Source organism: Spongiibacter tropicus DSM 19543, from assembly GCF_000420325.1.
In the GTDB taxonomy this organism is placed as follows: domain Bacteria; phylum Pseudomonadota; class Gammaproteobacteria; order Pseudomonadales; family Spongiibacteraceae; genus Spongiibacter; species Spongiibacter tropicus.
The window spans coordinates 985,760-1,004,856 of record NZ_ATUS01000001.1 but is presented as its reverse complement, the minus strand read 5'-3'; the positions used below and the strand labels follow the sequence as shown (position 1 = coordinate 1,004,856).

The 19,097-nt window shown below is 58.1% G+C and carries 11 protein-coding genes; 7 read left to right on the top strand and 4 right to left on the bottom strand.

The window, feature by feature from the left end:
- Nucleotides 1-29: 29 nt before the first annotated feature.
- The 4 genes from G411_RS0104820 to G411_RS0104805 all read right to left on the bottom strand — a co-directional run bounded on the left by G411_RS0104820 (nucleotide 30) and on the right by G411_RS0104805 (nucleotide 5,014).
- Entirely contained in the window at nucleotides 30-1,463 is a 1,434-nt protein-coding gene (locus G411_RS0104820) for a hypothetical protein (protein WP_022958045.1), read from the bottom strand.
- Nucleotides 1,460-1,822 carry a cupredoxin domain-containing protein gene (locus G411_RS21325; protein WP_022958044.1) on the bottom strand — a complete coding sequence of 121 codons (363 nt, stop codon included), beginning with the start codon at nucleotides 1,820-1,822 and terminating at the stop codon, nucleotides 1,460-1,462. The genes G411_RS0104820 and G411_RS21325 overlap by 4 nt, the downstream gene beginning before the upstream one ends.
- Before the next feature lie 9 nt (nucleotides 1,823-1,831).
- Nucleotides 1,832-4,012, bottom strand: coding sequence for a peptidase M19 (locus tag G411_RS0104810; RefSeq protein ID WP_022958043.1), 2,181 nt, complete (start codon nucleotides 4,010-4,012; stop codon nucleotides 1,832-1,834).
- 189 nt (nucleotides 4,013-4,201) lie between these two features.
- Nucleotides 4,202-5,014, bottom strand: coding sequence for a queuosine precursor transporter (locus G411_RS0104805; RefSeq protein WP_022958042.1), 813 nt, complete (start codon nucleotides 5,012-5,014; stop codon nucleotides 4,202-4,204).
- 45 nt (nucleotides 5,015-5,059) lie between these two features.
- On the opposite strand from G411_RS0104805, the gene G411_RS0104800 reads away from it, so the two are divergent.
- From G411_RS0104800 to G411_RS0104765, 7 genes are all read left to right on the top strand, one after another.
- Nucleotides 5,060-5,788 (top strand): SDR family oxidoreductase, encoded by a 729-nt coding sequence (locus tag G411_RS0104800; protein ID WP_022958041.1) that lies wholly within the window; start codon nucleotides 5,060-5,062, stop codon nucleotides 5,786-5,788.
- A gap of 120 nt (nucleotides 5,789-5,908) precedes the next feature.
- Nucleotides 5,909-8,047: a molybdopterin oxidoreductase family protein gene (locus G411_RS0104790; RefSeq protein ID WP_022958040.1), complete on the top strand. Its 2,139-nt coding sequence runs from the start codon at nucleotides 5,909-5,911 to the stop codon at nucleotides 8,045-8,047.
- 126 nt (nucleotides 8,048-8,173) lie between these two features.
- On the top strand, nucleotides 8,174-10,693 hold the full coding sequence (locus G411_RS0104785; protein ID WP_022958039.1) for a TonB-dependent receptor: 2,520 nt from the start codon (nucleotides 8,174-8,176) through the stop codon (nucleotides 10,691-10,693).
- A 69-nt stretch (nucleotides 10,694-10,762) separates the two neighbouring features.
- Nucleotides 10,763-12,223, top strand: a complete 1,461-nt coding sequence (locus G411_RS0104780) for a M20/M25/M40 family metallo-hydrolase (protein WP_022958038.1) — start codon at nucleotides 10,763-10,765, stop codon at nucleotides 12,221-12,223.
- Nucleotides 12,224-12,323: 100 nt separating this feature from the next.
- Nucleotides 12,324-13,331 carry a sulfotransferase gene (locus G411_RS0104775; RefSeq protein ID WP_022958037.1) on the top strand — a complete coding sequence of 336 codons (1,008 nt, stop codon included), beginning with the start codon at nucleotides 12,324-12,326 and terminating at the stop codon, nucleotides 13,329-13,331.
- Between the two features lie 427 nt (nucleotides 13,332-13,758).
- Complete coding sequence (locus G411_RS19370) at nucleotides 13,759-17,808, top strand: non-ribosomal peptide synthetase (protein WP_022958036.1); 4,050 nt, start codon at nucleotides 13,759-13,761, stop codon at nucleotides 17,806-17,808.
- Nucleotides 17,805-19,094 (top strand): glycosyltransferase, encoded by a 1,290-nt coding sequence (locus tag G411_RS0104765; protein ID WP_022958035.1) that lies wholly within the window; start codon nucleotides 17,805-17,807, stop codon nucleotides 19,092-19,094. Before G411_RS19370 ends, G411_RS0104765 begins: the two co-directional genes overlap by 4 nt.
- Nucleotides 19,095-19,097: the final 3 nt, after the last annotated feature.

The window sequence follows — 19,097 nt, the reverse complement described above, 5'->3', positions numbered from 1 at the left end:
TGCGCGTCAATGAATCCTCTTCAGCGGCCTTATCCTTTGAGGGGCTGAGCGAGAATCCACAAGCCAAAGCCGGTAAACAGAATCATCAGCGCCAGCATGGGAAACTGACTGAGCGTTGCCTGCTTGCGGCTGTTGAAACAGCGCAGCGCTTCGGCATGTGCCAACCAGACGCTGGCTACGTGGCCGATCAGAATCAGCCAAACCTGACTGTCCCAGACAAAGCCCATGTCGGGAATGATCGGTAGACGCCCGGTGATGGCATTGCCGAAGATATTCCAGCTCCAGCCAAACGGGTCTGAAATCAGCCCGCGAATCTTGACCCCCTGGTTCAGCAGGAGGGTGTAGTAGTGGGTGATGTGGTAGACCAGTGCAATCGGTAACAGGCTGTAGCTGAACTGGGCGGTGAAGGTCGTCATCGACAGCGAGCTGCGGGTGATCAGCTTACCCAGCCAGAGGAATAACAGGAAAACACCGAGATAAAGCAGCGGCGAAATCAGCAGGCAGAAAATTTCGTAGGCCACAAACCACGGCCGCAGATAGGGATAGGCGTAGATCGGGTGTTCACCCAGTAGCGGGGTCAGGATCTGCAGAGGATCTTTCCAGAAGTGGCCGAACCAAAGCTGGGTTTCCCGCAGGCCATCAAAGGCCGTGGACGACAGCATAAACAGAATAAACAGCAACAGGCTGGGATGGTCGGCGCGCTGGCCCAGCAGGCCGGCAAAGGGCCATTGCAGTACCCAGCGCTGCTGTTCATCGCGCTGTAGTGGTGCCATGCGACCAATAAGGCGAAACAGCACGGCAAACAGATCGCCGCTGTAAAACCAGCGTTGAATGCCAAACAGGTAGACGCCGGTCAGTGTCAGGGCCGTGTAGCAGAGCAAAATCAGCGACAGTGAAAAGGGTCGGGTATCACCGAACAGTTCAATGATGATGAAGACCAGGTACTGAGCCAGTGCAGGCCAGTAGGCGAGCGTTTCCGGGTAGCGAAAGCGGCCTTCCCGAAGCGTGGTGCAGTGGCGACTCAGCAGTTCGGCAACAATGCGCCAGGGATTGAGCGTTTCATACCAGCAGCCGACCAGTGCGCTCAGATAACAGCCTCCCAGCGCAAACACGATCCAGAAATAGGTCATGTTGATGTTGCGGTAGCTGTCCTGATTGCCGATCAGCCCGGCAATAATAGCCAGTGCAAAACTGCCGACCATCACTGATTGCAGGCCGCGGTGCAGCCATGTTGCGACGGGGCCGTTTGGTTTACCCAAAACCAGGCGTCGTGCGTGTCGGTCACCGGTGTCTTCGCGAAGGAAGAAGGCGAGCACGACGAAGGACAGCGCCAGTGCTGCCATGGCCCCGTAGATATACATCCAATAGGGCATGGGCAACTGATAGGGCTGGCCAAAGGAGTGTGCTTCAACCGGGGTCGCCAGCAGCGCCCCGATGAAGCCGGTCAATGTTGTGCGTTTCATCGCCGGGGATACACTTCCAGTGCGCCGAACTGCAGGTCGCTGCCGTGAAGCTCGAGCATGAAGCGTCCGCTATTCTCGGCGGTAAAGCGCAAAACAGCGGTGGCACCAGAGGGCAGCACAAGGTGTTTCTCGTAGCCGTGGACGTGCATGGCATCGTCCTGGTCACTGAACACATCAAACTGCACGGTATCGCCCTGATACGCAGTCAGTGTCTCCGGTCCTTGATACTGACCATCCACAAATGACAGGCGATAGTGGCGGGTCTGGGGCTCGGTTGGCGCGCCGCTTACGGGCTTCAGCCACCACCACAGTCCCGCCAGTACAGCCACCGCAACGGCGGGAAGCAAGAACTTACGCATGGCAAGTCCTTACTGCAGGTTGGCGCGGTTGTAAGAGCGCTCCCAGGTCTGCAGATAGGCCTCTGCAGAGTTGTAGAGCGCATCCAGCGCCTCCTGACCGCCTTCCAGGCGCACTTCTTCCACGTAGTCGGCAACCAGACCGTAGTTGGCCATACCCACTTCATCGATGTGCCAGTATTTGCCGCTCTCCGGGATGGTCAGCATCTCAACCGTGACCGGGTCGAAGTTATTGTACTTCTCGCCCCAGTCGTCGCCCTGGAACAGCACAAAGGGATATTGCACCGGCTCGGAATCGCCGCCACGGGGATTGGCGTGTCCGCCAAAGCCGTTGCCGTCAACACCAAAGCCCAGGCCGAGAACCGAGTCGCTGACCCCGGCTTTTTCGCGCCAGAACTTCAGCTTTTCCAGAAACTCGACGTGCTTGATGCCGGTATCTTTGTAGGGATAGATAACGCCACCATTCTTCAGGATTCGCGCAGCCTGATCGCTGGTCAGACCACCGTGGGCGTCATGCGATGACACCATCGGGTAAGCAGGAGTCCGCTGCTCGGCAAGATCCAGCATGATGTCTTTACTGTGGTAGGCCGCGTGGTCAATATCCATGACCATGCCGCGGTCCATCATGGCATTGAGCGCGTATTCGCCCAGCTCGGTCACCGTCCGGGAATTACACTGCACTCTATCCGGGTAGAGCGGCAGGGCTAAACCCTTGGTGATATCAAGGACAAGGCTGGTCAGCGGGTCGCCGCCGGTGCCGGGCAGGCTGGTCACAATCTTCAGGCCGGGCTCGCGAACCATCGGCTCACTCTCTGGATAGTCCCGGCAATCGGTGGTTTTCCAGAACGACCCAGTATCGATCAGGTTCAGCAGGTTCATAATATCGCTGAAAATGCCGGTTCCGCCGAGCGCGCTGTCGATGTCGTGATAGGCGTAGAGGTGACGAACACCCAGATCCCACAATTCCTGAAGCTTGTCGTCAATCTGCTCGCGGTCACACTTGGGGATTTCGATATTGCCGAGCAGCATGGTCATACCGCAGTCAAAAACCTGCGCGGCTTCCATACCCAGCACTACCGCCAGTTTGCCGTCGTTAATGACTTCTCGGGCTTGCTGCGGACTGGTAACAATACGATACCAGCCTTCACCGGGGCCGCCGTACTGCGCATCAATATAGTCCTGCAGCTCATACATGTACTTGATCTGCTTGATGGCGATACTCATATCGTTACAGTCGGCGCCAGGGTGCAGCGAGTAGATGGTGCCGACGGTACACAGCCCGGCGATGTTGGTGCCGTGGTTAACCATAATGCGTAGGCCAGCGAGCCAGGCGCGTTCTACCCACTTGTAATACATCACCGTATGCGTGAGCGAGTGATTGGTTGGCCAGTCGATAAACGTCGGCCACCCCTCGGTTTCATGGGTAGGGGAGGCGCCGGAAACAAGAATGACATCCGCGCCGCGTATGCCATTGGGGCCATGGAAGTCAGCGCAGTCGGCCAGTGCGTGGCTGACGCCGAAACGGTGGAACGCTTCACCGTAGAGAACGCCACCGGCCGACGGGCCAACATCGCCCGCATAGGACAACTCGCTGCTCATGCCCATGTGATTGTGGATATCGGCAAAGCCGACGACGGGTTCATCGGCGCCTTTACCTTTATAAGTGTCACCAATGACTGAGGTGGGCATTTCCGGGTAGGTTTTACAGCCTTGGCTGGCGGTAAAGCTGAATGCGCTGGGGGTATCCGCTGTGCTCAGCGTGCTGTCGCCAGCGCTGAGATAGCGCTCGTCGGTTTCCGAGTAAATGGTGAAGGTTTTGGCTGTGCTGTCGAACTCCAGGGTCCAGATAGCATCGTTACTGGGTTCTTCGTCGACGCGAACGGACGATCCATCGCTGGTCAGGAATTGGCCGTCGCTGGTGTAGAACAAGTATTTGCCGAGCGTGGCTGCCTGCATGAAGAACGGTTCGGCTTCAATGGCCGAACTGCTGAGTACGGTGTCCTCGCCATCGATCCCCGCATAGCGATCATCAGCCGACTGCATAGTGAAGCAGTGGCTGGCCAGTGAGTAGCGATTTTCGATGCGCGGTTCACTGCTTCCACCGCCATTACTACCACTGGATGAGCTGCCTCCACCACAAGCACTAAGCAGCGCTACAGCGGTGAGGCCAAGAATTGCAAACTTGGCTGTCATGAAGTCTCTCCCTCGTTGAAATACTGCCTTGTGACAGCGATAAGGGCTCGGTCGCGGCCCTTTTTTATGCCTTATTATGTCGCAACGCACCTTAATTGTGCGTTAGTAAGGCCTCGCTGTCACCTCCCATTTGGGTTAGATCGGAAAAAATCGTGCAGCGGTAGGGGAAAATGTACTGAAATGCCGCGATCAGCCGCTTTCTAGGGCTGCACGCTTCATCTCGTTTGCAAGAGGTGTGCCCAAGTAGCGGTCGATACCGGCGTGCGCCAAATAGATGACCGGGGTCAGTATCAGTGCCATGGTGAACTTGTAGAGGTAATTGACCACGCCGATGGCGAACACCAGCGAGAGCGGCCAGTCGGCACCGAGGTAAAAAGCAATAAACAGGACGACGAAGCTATCGATAAATTGGCTGACTAACGTTGATCCAGTGGCGCGAAGCCAGATCAGTTTCTCGCCGGTGTATTGTTTGATGCGATGGAAGACGGCGACGTCGATAATCTGCCCGATCAGGAAGGCAACCAGAGAGCCGATAATAATCCACAGGCCTTGGCCGAAGACCAGCCGGTAGGCGTAATCGTAGTCGCTGACTTTGTCGCGGATCGCCAACTGTTCGGCGGCGGGCAGCGCTGGATTGATATGGGACTGCGGCCAGAAGTCGGCGGGCGTGAGTTCGATACCGGCGTAAAACATGGCAAAGGCATAAAGAATCAGCCCTGCCGTAAGATAGGAGAGCATCCTGACGCCTCGGGCGCCGTAGTATTCGTTGATCAAATCTGTCAGCACAAACACGAAAGGCCAGAGCAGTACGCCAGCGGTGAGATTGAAGGAAAGCTGATCGACGCCAAAAAAGCTCAGCGACAGCGGCTCAAGGCCAAGGCTTTGTTCGAGTGAAAAGATTTTGACGCCGATAAACTCGGCAATCAGCGCATTGGCAACAAAGAAACCCGCCATCACAATAAACAGGCGGATGGCTTTGTTGCTTACAATGGTATCGATCATTAACAGGCCGCTCGTACAGTGTGGTCGTCAAGCATAGGGGAAACCATGACATTTAGCGAAACGGGCCACAAGGCCGTGCGGGTATTGATTACGGGCGCTTCGCAGGGCATTGGCGCGGCGATTGCCCGACAGTTTGCCAAGCCCGGGGTGACCTTGCTGCTGGTGGCTCGCAATGCGGGAAACCTGCAGTCCGTCGCCAGGGAATGCGGGACGGCCGATCGGGTAGAGACCTACGCTTGTGATGTTGCCGAGGCTGAAGCGGTGTCGTCGTTGGCGACGGCGGTGACCGCGGATGTCGGCGGCGTTGATGTTCTGATTAATAATGCCGGCTGCTGGCATGGACAGCCGGTGGCTGACATGGCCGTCGATGATTTCGATCGCGTGGTAGCAAGTAATTTGCGCAGCGTTTTCCTGATGACCCGCGCCTTTTTACCGGCGATGCAAGCGGCTGGGCGCGGCGATATCTTCAATATGGTGTCGACGGCAGGGTTTGAGGGCTATGCCGGTGTTTCGGCCTACTGCGCTGCCAAGCATGGTGTGCTGGGTTTCAGTAAGGCGCTGCGCGAAGAGCTGCGAGACGAAGATATCCGTGTGTGTTGTGTCTCGCCGGGGCCGACGTGGTCGCCCTCATGGGAAAACAGCCATGTTCCCGAGGCCGCCCTGATGCCCACCGATGACGTCGCCCGCGCGTTCTGGAATCTGTATACGATGGATCGCAACGTGGTGACCGAGAATATGGTGCTGCGTCCCCGGCAGGGCCACATCAGCAGCTAATCTGGCGGCCGCCTGCACTCACCCAGTGCGGGCAGCGGGGCTTGCTGCTAAAGTGTATTCGCTGAGTACATGCAGCCTGATGGTGCTGTAGAACAATAATAATGATGAGCGAGGCGAGTGATGGTGAGATCCGGTACGTTTTTCCGAACCTGTAATCTCTGTGAGGCGATGTGCGGCGTGGCGATTACGCTGGACGACGAGAAGATTGTCTCGATTAAAGGCGATGAGCAAGACCCTTTCAGTCGCGGGCATATCTGTCCCAAGGCTCTGGCACTGAAAGACTTATACGAAGACCCCGACCGCCTGAAAAAGCCCATGGAAAAGCGCGATGGCCAGTGGCACGAGCTGGACTGGGAGACGGCGCTGGACAGAGTTGCCGAGCGGATTTCTGATCTGCAAGCACGGCATGGCAAGAATGCGCTGGGGGTCTATCTGGGCAACCCGAATGTTCACAACCTGGGTGGCACATTGCTGAATGGCGGTTTTTTGCGTGCGTTGAAAACACGGAATAAATTTTCGGCGACGTCCGTTGATCAGCTCCCGCATCACATAGTGGCGTGGAAGCTGTTTGGTCATCAGCTGCGTATTCCTGTGCCGGATATCGATCGCAGTGATTATTTTGTCATTATGGGCGGCAACCCGCTGGCGTCTAACGGCAGTATTATGAGTGTTGCTGATGTGCGTGGGCGGCTAAAGGCGGTGAAAAAGCGCGGCAAAGTGGTGGTGATTGACCCGCGCCGCAGTCAGACGGCAGAGCTTGCAGACCAACACCATTTCATTCGCCCGGGTAGCGATGTGCTGCTGCTGTTGGCGATGCTCAATCACCTGTTTCAATCGCAGCAGATCTCGCTGAAGGCCTGCGAGGGACTGCTGGATACCGACCCCATGACCTTGGCGAGTGACTTCGCCCCATACACGCCCGAGCGGGTGGCCGAGTCGACGGGTATCAGTGCCGCGGCGATACGGCAGTTGGTTGACGAGTTCTGCGCGGCGGAGGCGCCGGTACTGTATGGCCGGATGGGAGTGTCGGTACAGGAGTTCGGCGCGCTGTGTCAGTACCTGATTATGCTGTTCAATATCTTGACCGGTACGCTCGATAAAGCCGGTGGTCTGATGTTCAGCACGCCTGCCGCGAATATTCTGCCGCAGACCGGTCGCGGCAATATGGGGCGTTTCCACAGCCGGGTACGTCAGCTACCCGAGTTTAATGGTGAATTGCCGGTCTCGGCGCTGGCGGAAGATATTGCCACACCTGGCGATGGGCAGATCAAAGGGATGATTCTGGTTGCCGGGAATCCGGTACTGTCCACGCCGAACGGAGAGCAGCTCGATCGCGCTTTTGCCGGTCTGGACTTGTTGGTGTCGGTCGACTTTTATCTTAATGAGAGCAGTCGTCATGCGGATTTTATTTTGCCGCCGGTCAGTCCGCTGGAACGGGAACATTTCGATATCATCTTTAACCTGCTGGCGGTACGTAACAACGCCCGATATGCCCCGGCATTGTTCAAGGCGGGCCCCGATGCGAGGCACGATTGGCAAATTCTGCTCGGCTTGAGGGATCGTCTCGCGCCACCCCGATCCTTGAAGGAGCGCTTGGGGCGGCAGCTCGAACGACACCTCGGCCCCGGCGGAATGCTCGCCTTACTCCTGCGTCGCGGCCCCTACGGTGCCGGTTGGCGGCCGTTTTCGGGCTTGACCCTGGCCAAACTGAAGGCCGCGCCACACGGCATTGATCTGGGGCCGCTGCAGCCCCAACTGCCCGCGGCGCTGTTCCATAAAGATAGAAAAATTCACCTCAATACCGATTTTTTCCTAGCAGATCTGCCGCGTGTCGACGCACGTTTTTTTGGCGGCGATGCGCAGAGCCCGTTTGTATTGATTGGCCGTCGGGATGTGCGCAGCAATAATTCCTGGCTACATAACAGCCAGCGCCTGGTGAAGGGAAAGAACCGCTGTACTGCGCTGCTGAACCCTGACGATGCCCGACGTTTGGGGGTGAGCGATGCCGGCAAAGTGCGCGTGCACTCGCGCGTAGGCAGTGTGGAGGTGGTCGCCGAAGTCAGCGATGAGGTCATGCCCGGCGTGATCAGTATTCCTCATGGTTGGGGGCATCACGGTGAGGGTACCGCGTGGCGATTGGCGGAGGCGAACGCGGGCGTGAGCGTGAATACGCTGACGGATGACTACTTTATTGATGTGCTGTCGGGCAATGCTGCATTGAATGGCGTGCCTGTCAGTGTCGAGCCCATTAGTGCATGATTCGCGGCACGACTCTTGCGTGAGGGAGTGACTGTTGATGTAACGCATGTCAACATTCGCCCCGCGGAGCATGTCGTCCCGTAGCGCGATGGACCGAACGATACACAGAATGCTGGAGACCTGTGAATGAAAACGAAAGCCCCCTTACTTCTTCCCCTGGCCGTTTCGGCCGTGTCGGCATTATTTGCGACGCCGAGTTTCGCGCAAGCTGACAGCCGGGTGATGCTTGAAGAGGTTGTTGTCACTGCGCGGCGGCGTGAGGAAAGTTTGCAGGACACACCCGTGGCGGTCTCTGCGCTGGGCAGCGATATGCTCGACTACATGGGTATCAGCGACATAGAAGATGTGGAAACCCTGGCGCCCAGTCTGCAGTTTTCCCAGACCAACTACAAAGCGCCTGCCATTTTCATTCGCGGTGTGGGGCAGCGTTCGGGCAACCCGGTGCTGGACCCGGGTGTCGGCATGTACCTCAATGGTATCTACGTACCGCGCTCCGACGCCCAGTTGCTGGATGCCGTTGATGTCGCGTCTATTCAGGTGCTGCGTGGCCCTCAGGGCACATTGTTCGGCAAGAACAATGTCGGTGGCGCGATTCTGGTGGATTCGAAAAAGCCTTTCACCGACGGCTATGAATTCGGTGTAAAACTCGGGGCAGGGAGCTACGGTCAGCAAAACGTCAAACTGGACGCCAACCTGCCAATCAGCGATGACCTTGCCGTGCGCGTGGCGTTTAACAGCAAGCGCAGCGATGGCTCAATCGATAATACTGCGGCGAATAACGCGCTGTTTGATCAAGACCGCATGGCGCTGTCGTCGCGGCTGATCTGGTATGTGAATGATGATGTAGAAGTGGACCTGTTTGGTTTCCTCAGCCGAATTGATGAGCGCGGTTCGCCCTACAATTGTGCCTTCCAGAACAATGGCGCCATTCTGACCTCGGGGGTGTATCGCGGCGCCGAAGATATGAGTCTTGAAGAAGCCTGTGATGCCAGCTCGGCACAGGCCAAGGACTTTGAAGTCAGCCTCAACCCCGAAGACAGCGTGTATGCCATCGACAATCACATGATTGCCTTGACGCTGCGGGCGCCGGTTTCTGACTGGCTGGATATTGAGAGCATTACCAGCTACGCCATGCAGGACAATATTTACATCGGGGGGGACTCCGATGGCACCGGTATTCGCGCCGTTGCAGTAGGGCCCGCTGCGGGCTATCAGGTGCTGAACGGCTCGGACAAAACCGTTGGCGATGCCAAGCGCGAGCAGTTTTCGCAAGAGATTAAGTTTAACGGCAGCGCCTGGGATGAGCGCCTGAACTACACCTTCGGCCTGTTCTACGCAGAAGAGTCTCTCGACAATGCTCTGGACGGTACCGAGGTGGGTGACAATGGTCTGGTCGCAATCAAGCCGGAGGGGGCTGTCGGCATCGATATTCCCATCTCGGCACTGGCGGTGTTACCGGTGCAGGCGAACATGGTTAACATCGCCGACTATGAGAATACCACCAAGGCCGCCTTTGCTCAGGGAACCCTGGATCTGGCTGAGAACTGGCAGCTGACACTTGGGGTGCGTTACACCGAAGAGGAGCGGGCGTCGGTGCATGTGCAGGGCACGCCGGATTACGGCGAATATGCCAGCCGGCTGAACGCACAGATTGGCAGTGACCTCGCCATTCTGGCGCCGGTTTTCCATCTGGGCGACGGCATTTATTCTCCGGTCTCCAGAGCCCAGTATCTTGCCTATGACGCGCCTGAGGTGCCGTTGATCTTTGGCCCCAAACTGCGTGGCGACACCGACTTTGAAGAGTGGACGCCGAGTTTGACGCTGAACTATCTGGCCGGGGATGAGCTGCTGGAATCGCTGAATTTGGACAGCTTGATGGTGTATGCGACGGTGAGCAGGGGCTTTAAGTCTGGCGGACTCGATGTGCGTACCACACAGACTGAGTCGGAGATTAAACAGTTCGAGCCCGAGCAGGTGCTGAACAAGGAAATCGGCTTCAAGCTGGATGCCTTTGACCGCCGACTGCGCTTCAATGTTGCCGCCTATCAGATGGATTACACCGATTTGCAGGTGGCACTGTATGAGGTGGGCGCCACCGATACCGAAGTAGTACAGTTCACCGGTAACGCCGGTGAGGCGGTGGTTGATGGTTTTGAACTTGAGCTGACGGCCTTGCTGGGGCCGTTCACCATCAACGCCAATGCCGGGTATACCGATGGTGATTTCCTGGAATATAACCTGGGCACGAATACCGACGACGGCTTCGCTATTGTTGATCGCAGTGGCGAGGCGTTTCCCCAAGTACCGCAGAACGTGCGCGGTCTGAATATTCAGTATGACTGGGATTCGCCTATCGGGCTGATCGTGCCCCAGCTTCAGTACTACTATAGTGATGAGATCTTCATCGGCACCGATTACCTCAGTGGCAACTATGCCAGCTCAACGGTCAGCCAGTACGAGCTTTACAATGCGCGCGTCCGCTGGGAAATCAACGAGCAGATGGGGCTGGGTGCCTACGTCAACAACATTAAAGACGAGCCCTATTTCGTTGGGGGGATTGCGGTGACCAGCGTGATTGGGGTTGCGAACCGGGTGCCGGGTACGCCTCGCGAGCTGGGCGTGGAATTCAGCTACCGTTTTCAATAAGCAGACAGCGTGAGCGGCTTGGCAGCGTTGAACGCTGCCAAGCCGTAGTTTTTTAGCAGGAGTAGTGTAATGAAACGTATTTTGGTCGGGCTGGCTGCAGCGCTGTGTCTGCTGATCGCCGTTCTGGTCGTAAGAACGCTGCAATTTGTGCCGCCAGAACAGGCGGTAGGGAATTCACTGGTAGAGGTCGAGTGGCAGGCTGAGCCGCTTGTTGACGGGCTCGCGGCAGCCCTGCGCTATCCCACCATTTCCTATGACGATCCCCAAAAAGTTGATCAACAGGCGTTTGCCGATTTCCACGACTTTCTACGCCAGCGTTTCCCGCAGGTGTTTGAAACACTCTCGGTACAGCGTTTTGATAACAGCCTGCTGCTGCATTGGGCGGGCGCTGATTCGGCTGCCAAGCCGATTATGCTGATTGCGCATCAGGACGTTGTGCCGGTGATTCCCGGTACGGAAGAGGACTGGAGCTACCCGCCGTTCAGCGGCACGCTGGTTGACGGTTATATCTGGGGCCGTGGGGCGCTGGATGACAAAGCCAGTCTGATGGGGATACTGGAGTCTGCCGAGCGTTTGCTGGGCGAAGGTTTTGTGCCCCCTCGCGATATCTATCTCGGCTTCGGCGCTGACGAAGAAGTCGGAGGCGAAGGCGCCAAAGCCATGGCTGCCTGGTTGGGTGAACGTGGCATCTCCCTGGCGTTTTTGCTGGATGAGGGCGGGGCGATTGCCAAGGGGATGTTGCCCGGTGTCGATGAACCGCTTGCCCTGATTGGTCCGGCAGAAAAAGGCTTTCTCAGTCTCGAGTTCAGCGCGTCTGGCGGTGGTGGACATTCGTCCATGCCGCCGCCACAAACGGCGGCGGGTGTGATTGCGGCGGCTGTTGCCCGCCTGGAAGCCAATCCGCTGCCAGCGACCCTGGACTATACGGTGGATTTTATCCGCTATCTCGGCGATGCCATCCCGTTTTATCAGCGCCTGTTGTTTGCCAATACCTGGTTGTTCGGCCCGCTGCTGGAGCGGCAGTTGGCTGCAGAGCCGGCGATTAATGCGGGGCTGCGCACCACAACGGCAGTCACCATGCTGCAGGGCAGCGTGCAGGATAATGTGTTGCCGATTAAGGCCAGTGCCGTCGTCAACTTCCGTATTCTGCCGGGCGATACGGTAGAGTCGGTGATCAAGGCGGTGACCGCAATTGTTGATGACCCCCGGGTGAGCATTCGCCCCTATGGCGGCTTTGGCAGCAACCCGTCCAAAGTGGCTTCACCCGATTCTGCAGGCTTCCGTGTGCTGGGTGAACTGGTTTCACAAATTGCCCCGGAGGCCATTGTGGCACCGCGTTTAGTCGTGGCGGCGACGGATGCGCGTCATTACGAGGCGGTCGCTGAGAATAGCTACCGTTTTGTGGGGTTTGAAATCGGTCCCGAAGAAATGCGCGGGATTCACGGTACCGATGAGCGGGTATCACAAGCCAGTTATGTGCAGGCGGTAAGGATTTACTATCACCTGCTGCGCCGTGCGGGAGAGTTGTAGCTGCCGCTCTCGCCATAAAACGGCGACTGGGTAGGTATTTTTTATGCATTAATCCGCTAGAGTGTGCTGCCCAGTCATCTTGCTCACTCTGGAGGAGTTTGTGCAATACCCCGTCGATCCCGATTTTCCCCGCAGTGATGAAGATCGTGAGCTGATTGCGCCGCTGGCCAGCTTGCCTGTGCGGCCCGTATTTATCATGGGCCTGCACCGATCGGGCACCACGTTTCTCTACGACAGTGTGGCCCGTGCTTTCCCGCTTTCCCAGCTAAGCCTCTACCGACTTTTTTACTATCGGCGCTTGCTCTGCAACGCAAGAGACGGACAAGCAGACGTGGATCAGCGGAAACTGGATGCCTGTTTTGCGGCACTGGGCATTCGCGACCGCAAAATTGACAGCGTGCCGGTCGCGGCCGATGAGGTGGAAGAGTACGGTTTTCTGCTGCGGCGATTGGGAGGCAGTTTCAAGCTTAGTGATGATACAGCGCCACTGTTTGAGGAAATGTGCCGCAAGCTGTTGGCCCTGGAACCCGACAGCGAAGCGGTATTGCTCAAAAACCCTTGGGATACCGCGAATGCGCGCTGGATTGCCGGGCGCTATGAGCAAGCCCGGTTCATTTATATCAGTCGCGAACCGATTGCGGTGTTAAACAGCATGCTCAATGCATTTCTCGCCTACCTCGACGGTCCTCAACACTACTTGGAAATGCTGCTGGATACAGGCAATGGTCGTAAGGGATATCGCAAGGGCTACCTGATTTGGTTGTTGATGCGTGGTCTGCGAGCAGTGCTGGGAGAACGGGCGATAGCGCTGCTCGCTCGGCCCATGCTGGCCAGACACGTGGCCAGGGAAGTCGTCAGTTATCGCCAACAACTGGCAGCGATGCCGGGCAATCAGGCCGTAGAGGTGGACTACGCACAGCTGGTGCAAAACCCCGGCGAGACAATGACGGCGCTGGCGGAGTTTCTGGACTTATCCCTGCGCAATGTCGACGAGTTGGGCTTGCGTGCGGCGAAGCCCCGGCATTCAGTGCACCCGATTCTGAAGGCGTATGAGGCATCCTTGAACAGGCAGGTTGATAAGGCAATGCGCGCCGCCAAGCCAGCCTGATAGGCTTCTTTCTTCAGTCACCCTTTTGTCTATTTTCTTGACGTTGCTGTCAGCATTTTGCCTGTCCGCCGCGACTCTTCTGGTAATGATATTGCTTCTTGTTATAACTTATTGATTCCCTTGAGGAAGGTGTTCCTCTGCTCGCCACTACAGCACATTTCTACATTATTGTGTGTGTCACAGTTCGGTGTAAGTGTGTAGTAATGCATTGAAAAATAAGGGGAAATTCGTATTTTCATGTTTTCTCTGTGATGTGTATCACGCCTGTCCAATCGCCTATCTCTCTATTATCGACCTAACGAACAGCCAAGCCGACGCCACGCGCTGTTCCTTCTCAATAATAAGAAACTTCGCAGACCAAGAACTCCCGCTTGCCGTGAGAAGAGTTCGTCTGTTTAAAAATTTGCCTAGCCGAGAGACGACTACGATGGAACAGCCGCCGCCCCAACAAACGGACTACAACAAGCCGCAGAGCAAACGGGAAAGACCTGCTCCGCTGAACACCGAACCCTTCCGCCGTCCAGGCACTACGCCATCGGATGACGAGGCATTTAATCGACTGCTACCCATCGCAAGTGCTCAACGCGGCATGTGGATGGGTGAGAAAATCGGCCCCAGCGATGCGGTCTACAAGCTGGCTGAATATGTGGATATTGGCGGTGACGTCGATGTGCCGACGTTTCTGAAAGCCAGTCAGCTGCTCACGAAAGAGGCGGAATCCACCCGCGTGCAGATTGTGGAGACCGCAGAGGGTGCGCGCCAGTTAGTCAATGAACAGTATCCGGGTGAATTCCCTTTCCTCGATTTCAGCGCCGAAGACGATGCAGAGGCGCACGCTCTGCGCTGGATGAATGATGAGGTCTCGCGTCCCGTGGACCTGGAGCGAGAAGCCCTTTGGCTGGGCGTACTGATCAAGTTATCTGAACAGCGTTATTTCTGGTATCAGCGCTGTCACCACATCACCTTGGACGGCTTTGGCGGCGGTTTGTTGGCCCGTCGTCTGGCGGATATCTATAACGGCCTGCTCGCTGGCGGCGACATCGGAGAAAGCCCGTTTCTGCCGTTGGTGCAGCAGTTGGAAGAAGAAAAGGCCTACCGGGAGTCATCGCGTATTGAGCGCGATCGCGACTATTGGAAGTCTCAACTGGCCGGCCTGCCCGATGCCATTTCCCTGTCGCAGCGCAGTGCTCCGCGCAGCGGCGGCCTGCGTCGCAGCGCGCTGGTCCTGTCGCTGGAGCGCTCCGCACAGTTGCGTGACATCGCACAGCAGGCGGGGGGAAGTGTGCCGCAGCTGTTGATCAGCATGCTGGCGGCGTATACCTATCGAATGAGTGGTCAACAGGATCTGGTCTTCGGTATGCCGGTGACGGCAAGGGTGAATCGTCGTCTGCGCAGCATTCCGTCGATGATGGCGAATGCCGTGGCGATTCGCTTGGCGATGGGCGATGAGCAGAGTCTTGTCGAGTTGCTGGGGCAGACGGCCAAGGTCGTGCGCAGCGCGCTGCGCCATCAGCAGTATCGCTACGAAGAGCTGCGGCGCGATCTCGGTCTGCTGGGCAGCGGCCAGCAGATTTCCTGGATGGGCGTGAATATCGAGCCCTTTGATTATGACTTTGGCTTCGGCGGCCACCATTGCAGTATTCACAACCTCTCCAATGGCACTGTTGAAGACATGACCGTGTTTGTCTTTGACCGTGGCGAAAAGCAGGGGCTGCACATTGTTATCGATGCCAACCCGGCGCTGTACAGCCAGTTGGAACTGGATGAGCATCGCGACCGCCTCGGTCGTCTGGTCGAGGCCATGATTCAGGCGCCGAACAGCCCTATTGGTGACTTCGATCTGTTGTCGGCGGATGAGCGTCGCAGCCAGTTGCAGGCTTGGAACGACACCGAGTCGCCGTTGCCTGCAGCTTTCTGGCCGGGGTTGTTTGAGCAAAGTGTTGCTCACTTTGCCGATCGCCCGGTCCTCAGCGATGCGTCGGCGGTAATGAGCTACCGTGAGCTGGCGGATCGGGTAAACCCGCTGTGTCAGCTACTGCGCGAACGCGGTATTGGTCCGGGCAAGGTCGTCGCCGTTGCCTTGCCCCGAGAAAATTGTTTGCCGACAGCGCTGCTGGCCATTCTGAAAAGCGGGGCGGCGTATTTGCCACTGGACCCTGGCACCCCCGCCGAGCGGGTGGCGATGATTCTTGAGGATGCGCGGCCAGACCTGATTCTGAGCAGCAAGGACTGCCAGCAGGGCCTGCCAGACACGGGCGTTCCCTGTCTGTTGTGGGAATCGCTGACGCTGAGTGATTACCCTGCCAGGGCATTGCCGGATGTTGCGATTGCCGGTGATATGCCCGCCTATATTATTTATACCTCCGGTTCGACGGGGCGTCCCAAAGGTGTTGTGGTGCCTCACCTGGGGCTGCAGAACTTCCTGCTGGCAATGCAGCAATCCCTGTCGCTGACGCCGGACGACAGCTTGCTGGCGCTCACTACGGTGTCCTTTGATATTGCGGTGCTGGAGCTGTTCCTGCCCATGCTGGCTGGCGCACGCGTGCACATTGCCAGTCGCGATGTTGCCCGCGATCCGGCGGCGTTGGCAGCGGTGATTGCCAAGCAGGGCATTACCACTCTGCAGGCCACCCCTTCACACTGGCAGGCGCTGCTGGAAGAGCACGGTGATGTGCTGCAGGGGATTCGTCCACTGGTGGGTGGCGAGGCACTTCCCACCGAGTTGGCTCACCGTATGCGCCGACTCGGTCAACCACTGGTTAATCTCTACGGCCCCACCGAGACCACGATCTGGTCGACGATGATGATTCTCGACAAGATCGGCAACAGTGCACCGCCTATCGGCCGACCTATCGCCAACACACAGGTCTATGTGTTGGACGAGAAGATGGCACTGCTGCCGCCCGGTGTGCCCGGCGAGTTGTATATTGGTGGTGCAGGTGTGGCACTGGGCTATCACAACCGTCCTGATTTGACGGCTGAGCGCTTTGTCGACAATCCCTACGGCGAGGGGCGCCTGTACAAAACCGGCGATCAGGCCCGCTGGCGACGCGACGGGGTATTGGAATACCTCGGACGCAACGACTTCCAGATTAAAATCCGTGGCTTCCGGGTGGAAACAGAAGAAATCGAAACCCATCTGCTGCGTTGTGTCGGAGTGCGCCGGGCCGCTGTTGCCCTGCGTAAAGATCCAGCCGGGCAGCCGAGACTGGTGGCCTATCTGCTTCCCGAAGAGGGTTTTGATGCCGACAGCGAAGCGCTGCAGGCCTCAGCCTTGCGCTTGCAGATCGAGACCAGCCTGCCTGACTACATGTTGCCGTCGCACTACGAACTGGTGAGCGACCTGCCGCTGAATGTTAACGGCAAGCTCGATCGCAAGGCCTTACCCGAGCCCCATTGGCAGTGTCTGAGCGAGTACACGGCGCCACGCACACCGCTGGAGGAAAAGCTTGCGGAGCTGTGGTGCGAGATTTTCCAGCTGGATCGCATTGGTGTGCACGACAGCTTCTTCGATCTGGGCGCCGATTCGCTCACCGCCGCGCGGATGGTTGCTCGTCTGCGCCTGCTGTTGGGGCGCGATGTGCCACTGGCAGCGGCGTTTGAGGCCACCACCATTGCCGAACTGGCCGAACACCTGCAACGGGGTTCGCAACTGGACCCGCTGGCTTGCTGCCAGACCCTCAATACGGCTGCCGCCCGCCACGAAGGGGAGCCACTGTTCTGTATTCACCCGGTGCTGGGGCTGAGCTGGGGCTTTGCTGGTCTGGGGCAGTACCTGGGCAAAGACACGGCGCTGTATGGTTTGCAGTCGCGGGGACTGGATGGACAGGCAGAGCTGCCCGGCAGCATTGAAGAAGTGGCCGCCGACTATATTTTCCAGCTTCGCCAGATTCAGCCCAGTGGCCCCTACCGCCTGTTGGGCTGGTCCATGGGCGGTATTGTGGCGCAGGAAATGGCGCGTCAACTTCGCGACAGTGGCGAGTCGGTCGGTTTCCTGGGGGTACTCGATGCCTACCCCTTCAAGTTGGAAAACGGTGCCAGTGAAGCGGAGGTCGCGCTGGGTATTGTCGATTTCCTCGGTCTGGACGCCGCGCGTGCGCCAGCCTCCATGGCAGAGATGAGCGACTTCCTGTGCCGGGAGTACGATGTGCTGAATATGGATATCGTCAAAGGCTTGCAGGATCAGCACAGCAACCTGTTGGAAGATGTGGCGGCGGTGATTGCGAATAACCTGTCGCTGTTGCAAGGCTTTGCACCGGGCGCGGTGGATGTGCCCATGCACTTCTTCCAGGCACTGGATACAGCGCGTTCCGAAAGCATCCAGCATTGTCCGAGCGTGTGGCACGACAAGGTGGCAGGCCTGCATGTACATCCGGTGAATTGTCATCACCAGGCGATGCTGGAGGCCGGACCGCTGGCTGAAATTGGTCCGCAGATTGCCGCGGCATTGCTGAGTGGCCTGCGGGAGGCCTCGTGAATATCTGCATTTTTTCTATCGGTACGCAGGGCGATGTACGCCCCTTTGTGGCACTGGGTGTTGGTCTGCAGGCAAAGGGTCACCGGGTGTGCATCGCCACCGGCAAAAGCTGTGAGGCATTGGTGCGCGACAGCGGATTGGATTACGCGCCGCTGACCGCCGACTTTCTCGAAGTGATGGCCAGAGATCCGGAAGTGCTGCAGCGCGGCTTGAACCCCCTGGCACTGCTGAAAACGGCCCGCCGGGAACTCAAGGCCATGTCGGCAGACTGGCCGGAACAGGCGATGAGCGCGGCGCGGGGTGCCAGCTTGCTGATGGGCAACGGCATGGTGGCTGCGCTGGCATCGGCACTGGCAGAACGCTTTGATATTCCGATGGTAGAAACCCATCTACAGCCGGTGAGCCCCTGTCCGGACATTCCGCCGATGATGTTGCCGCCGCCTCAGCGGCCGCGACCCGGCGTGATTAATCAGGGGCTCTATCACGCTTGTCGGGTACTGACCTGGCAAATGATGGCGCCCGCATATGCCGCGGTTCGCGAGCAGCTCAAGCTGCCACCGCTGCCGTGGTACGGGCCGTTTTACCGGCGCAAACTGCCCCACCGGGTGCTGTATGGTTTCAGCCCGAGCCTGATTCCGCCGTCTCCCCATTGGCCCGAGAACGTCAAGGTGGCGGGCAACTGGTTTTTGGATGAAGGCGAGCGCTGGCAACCGCCCCTCGCCCTGAGTGAATTCCTCGCTGCCGGGCCGAAGCCGGTCTATGTCGGTTTTGGCAGCATGCTGGGGGGCGATGCGCAGCGGCTCAGCGATATTTGGCGCCAGGCCTTGCGTAATACCGGGCAGCGCGGCATTTTTGCCACGGGCTGGGGAGGGCTCACGGCCGTCGATGACGCGCAGATATTCTGCCTGAGTGCCGCGCCTCATGACTGGCTGTTTCCCCGTGTGGCGGCGGCGGTCCACCACGGCGGCGCGGGCACTACTGCGGCTGCAGCGAAGGCGGGTGTGCCATCGGTGGTGATGCCCTTTTTCGGCGATCAGCCGTTCTGGGCCTGGCGGCTTGCCAGCCTCGGCGCGGCGCCCGCTGCCGTCACTCGCAAGACCCTGAGTGTGGATTCGGCCACGGAAGCCTTGCGCTACGCGCTGACCGCGCCTTGTCAGGATAAGGCGGCGGAGCTGGGGCAGCGCATCCGCGCCGAAGACGGCGTCGATGAGGCCATTGCCCAGCTACAGCGCTGGCAGTTGTTGCCGGGTATGCCCGACTTTCAACTCGCCGGCTCGGCCGCTTAGCAG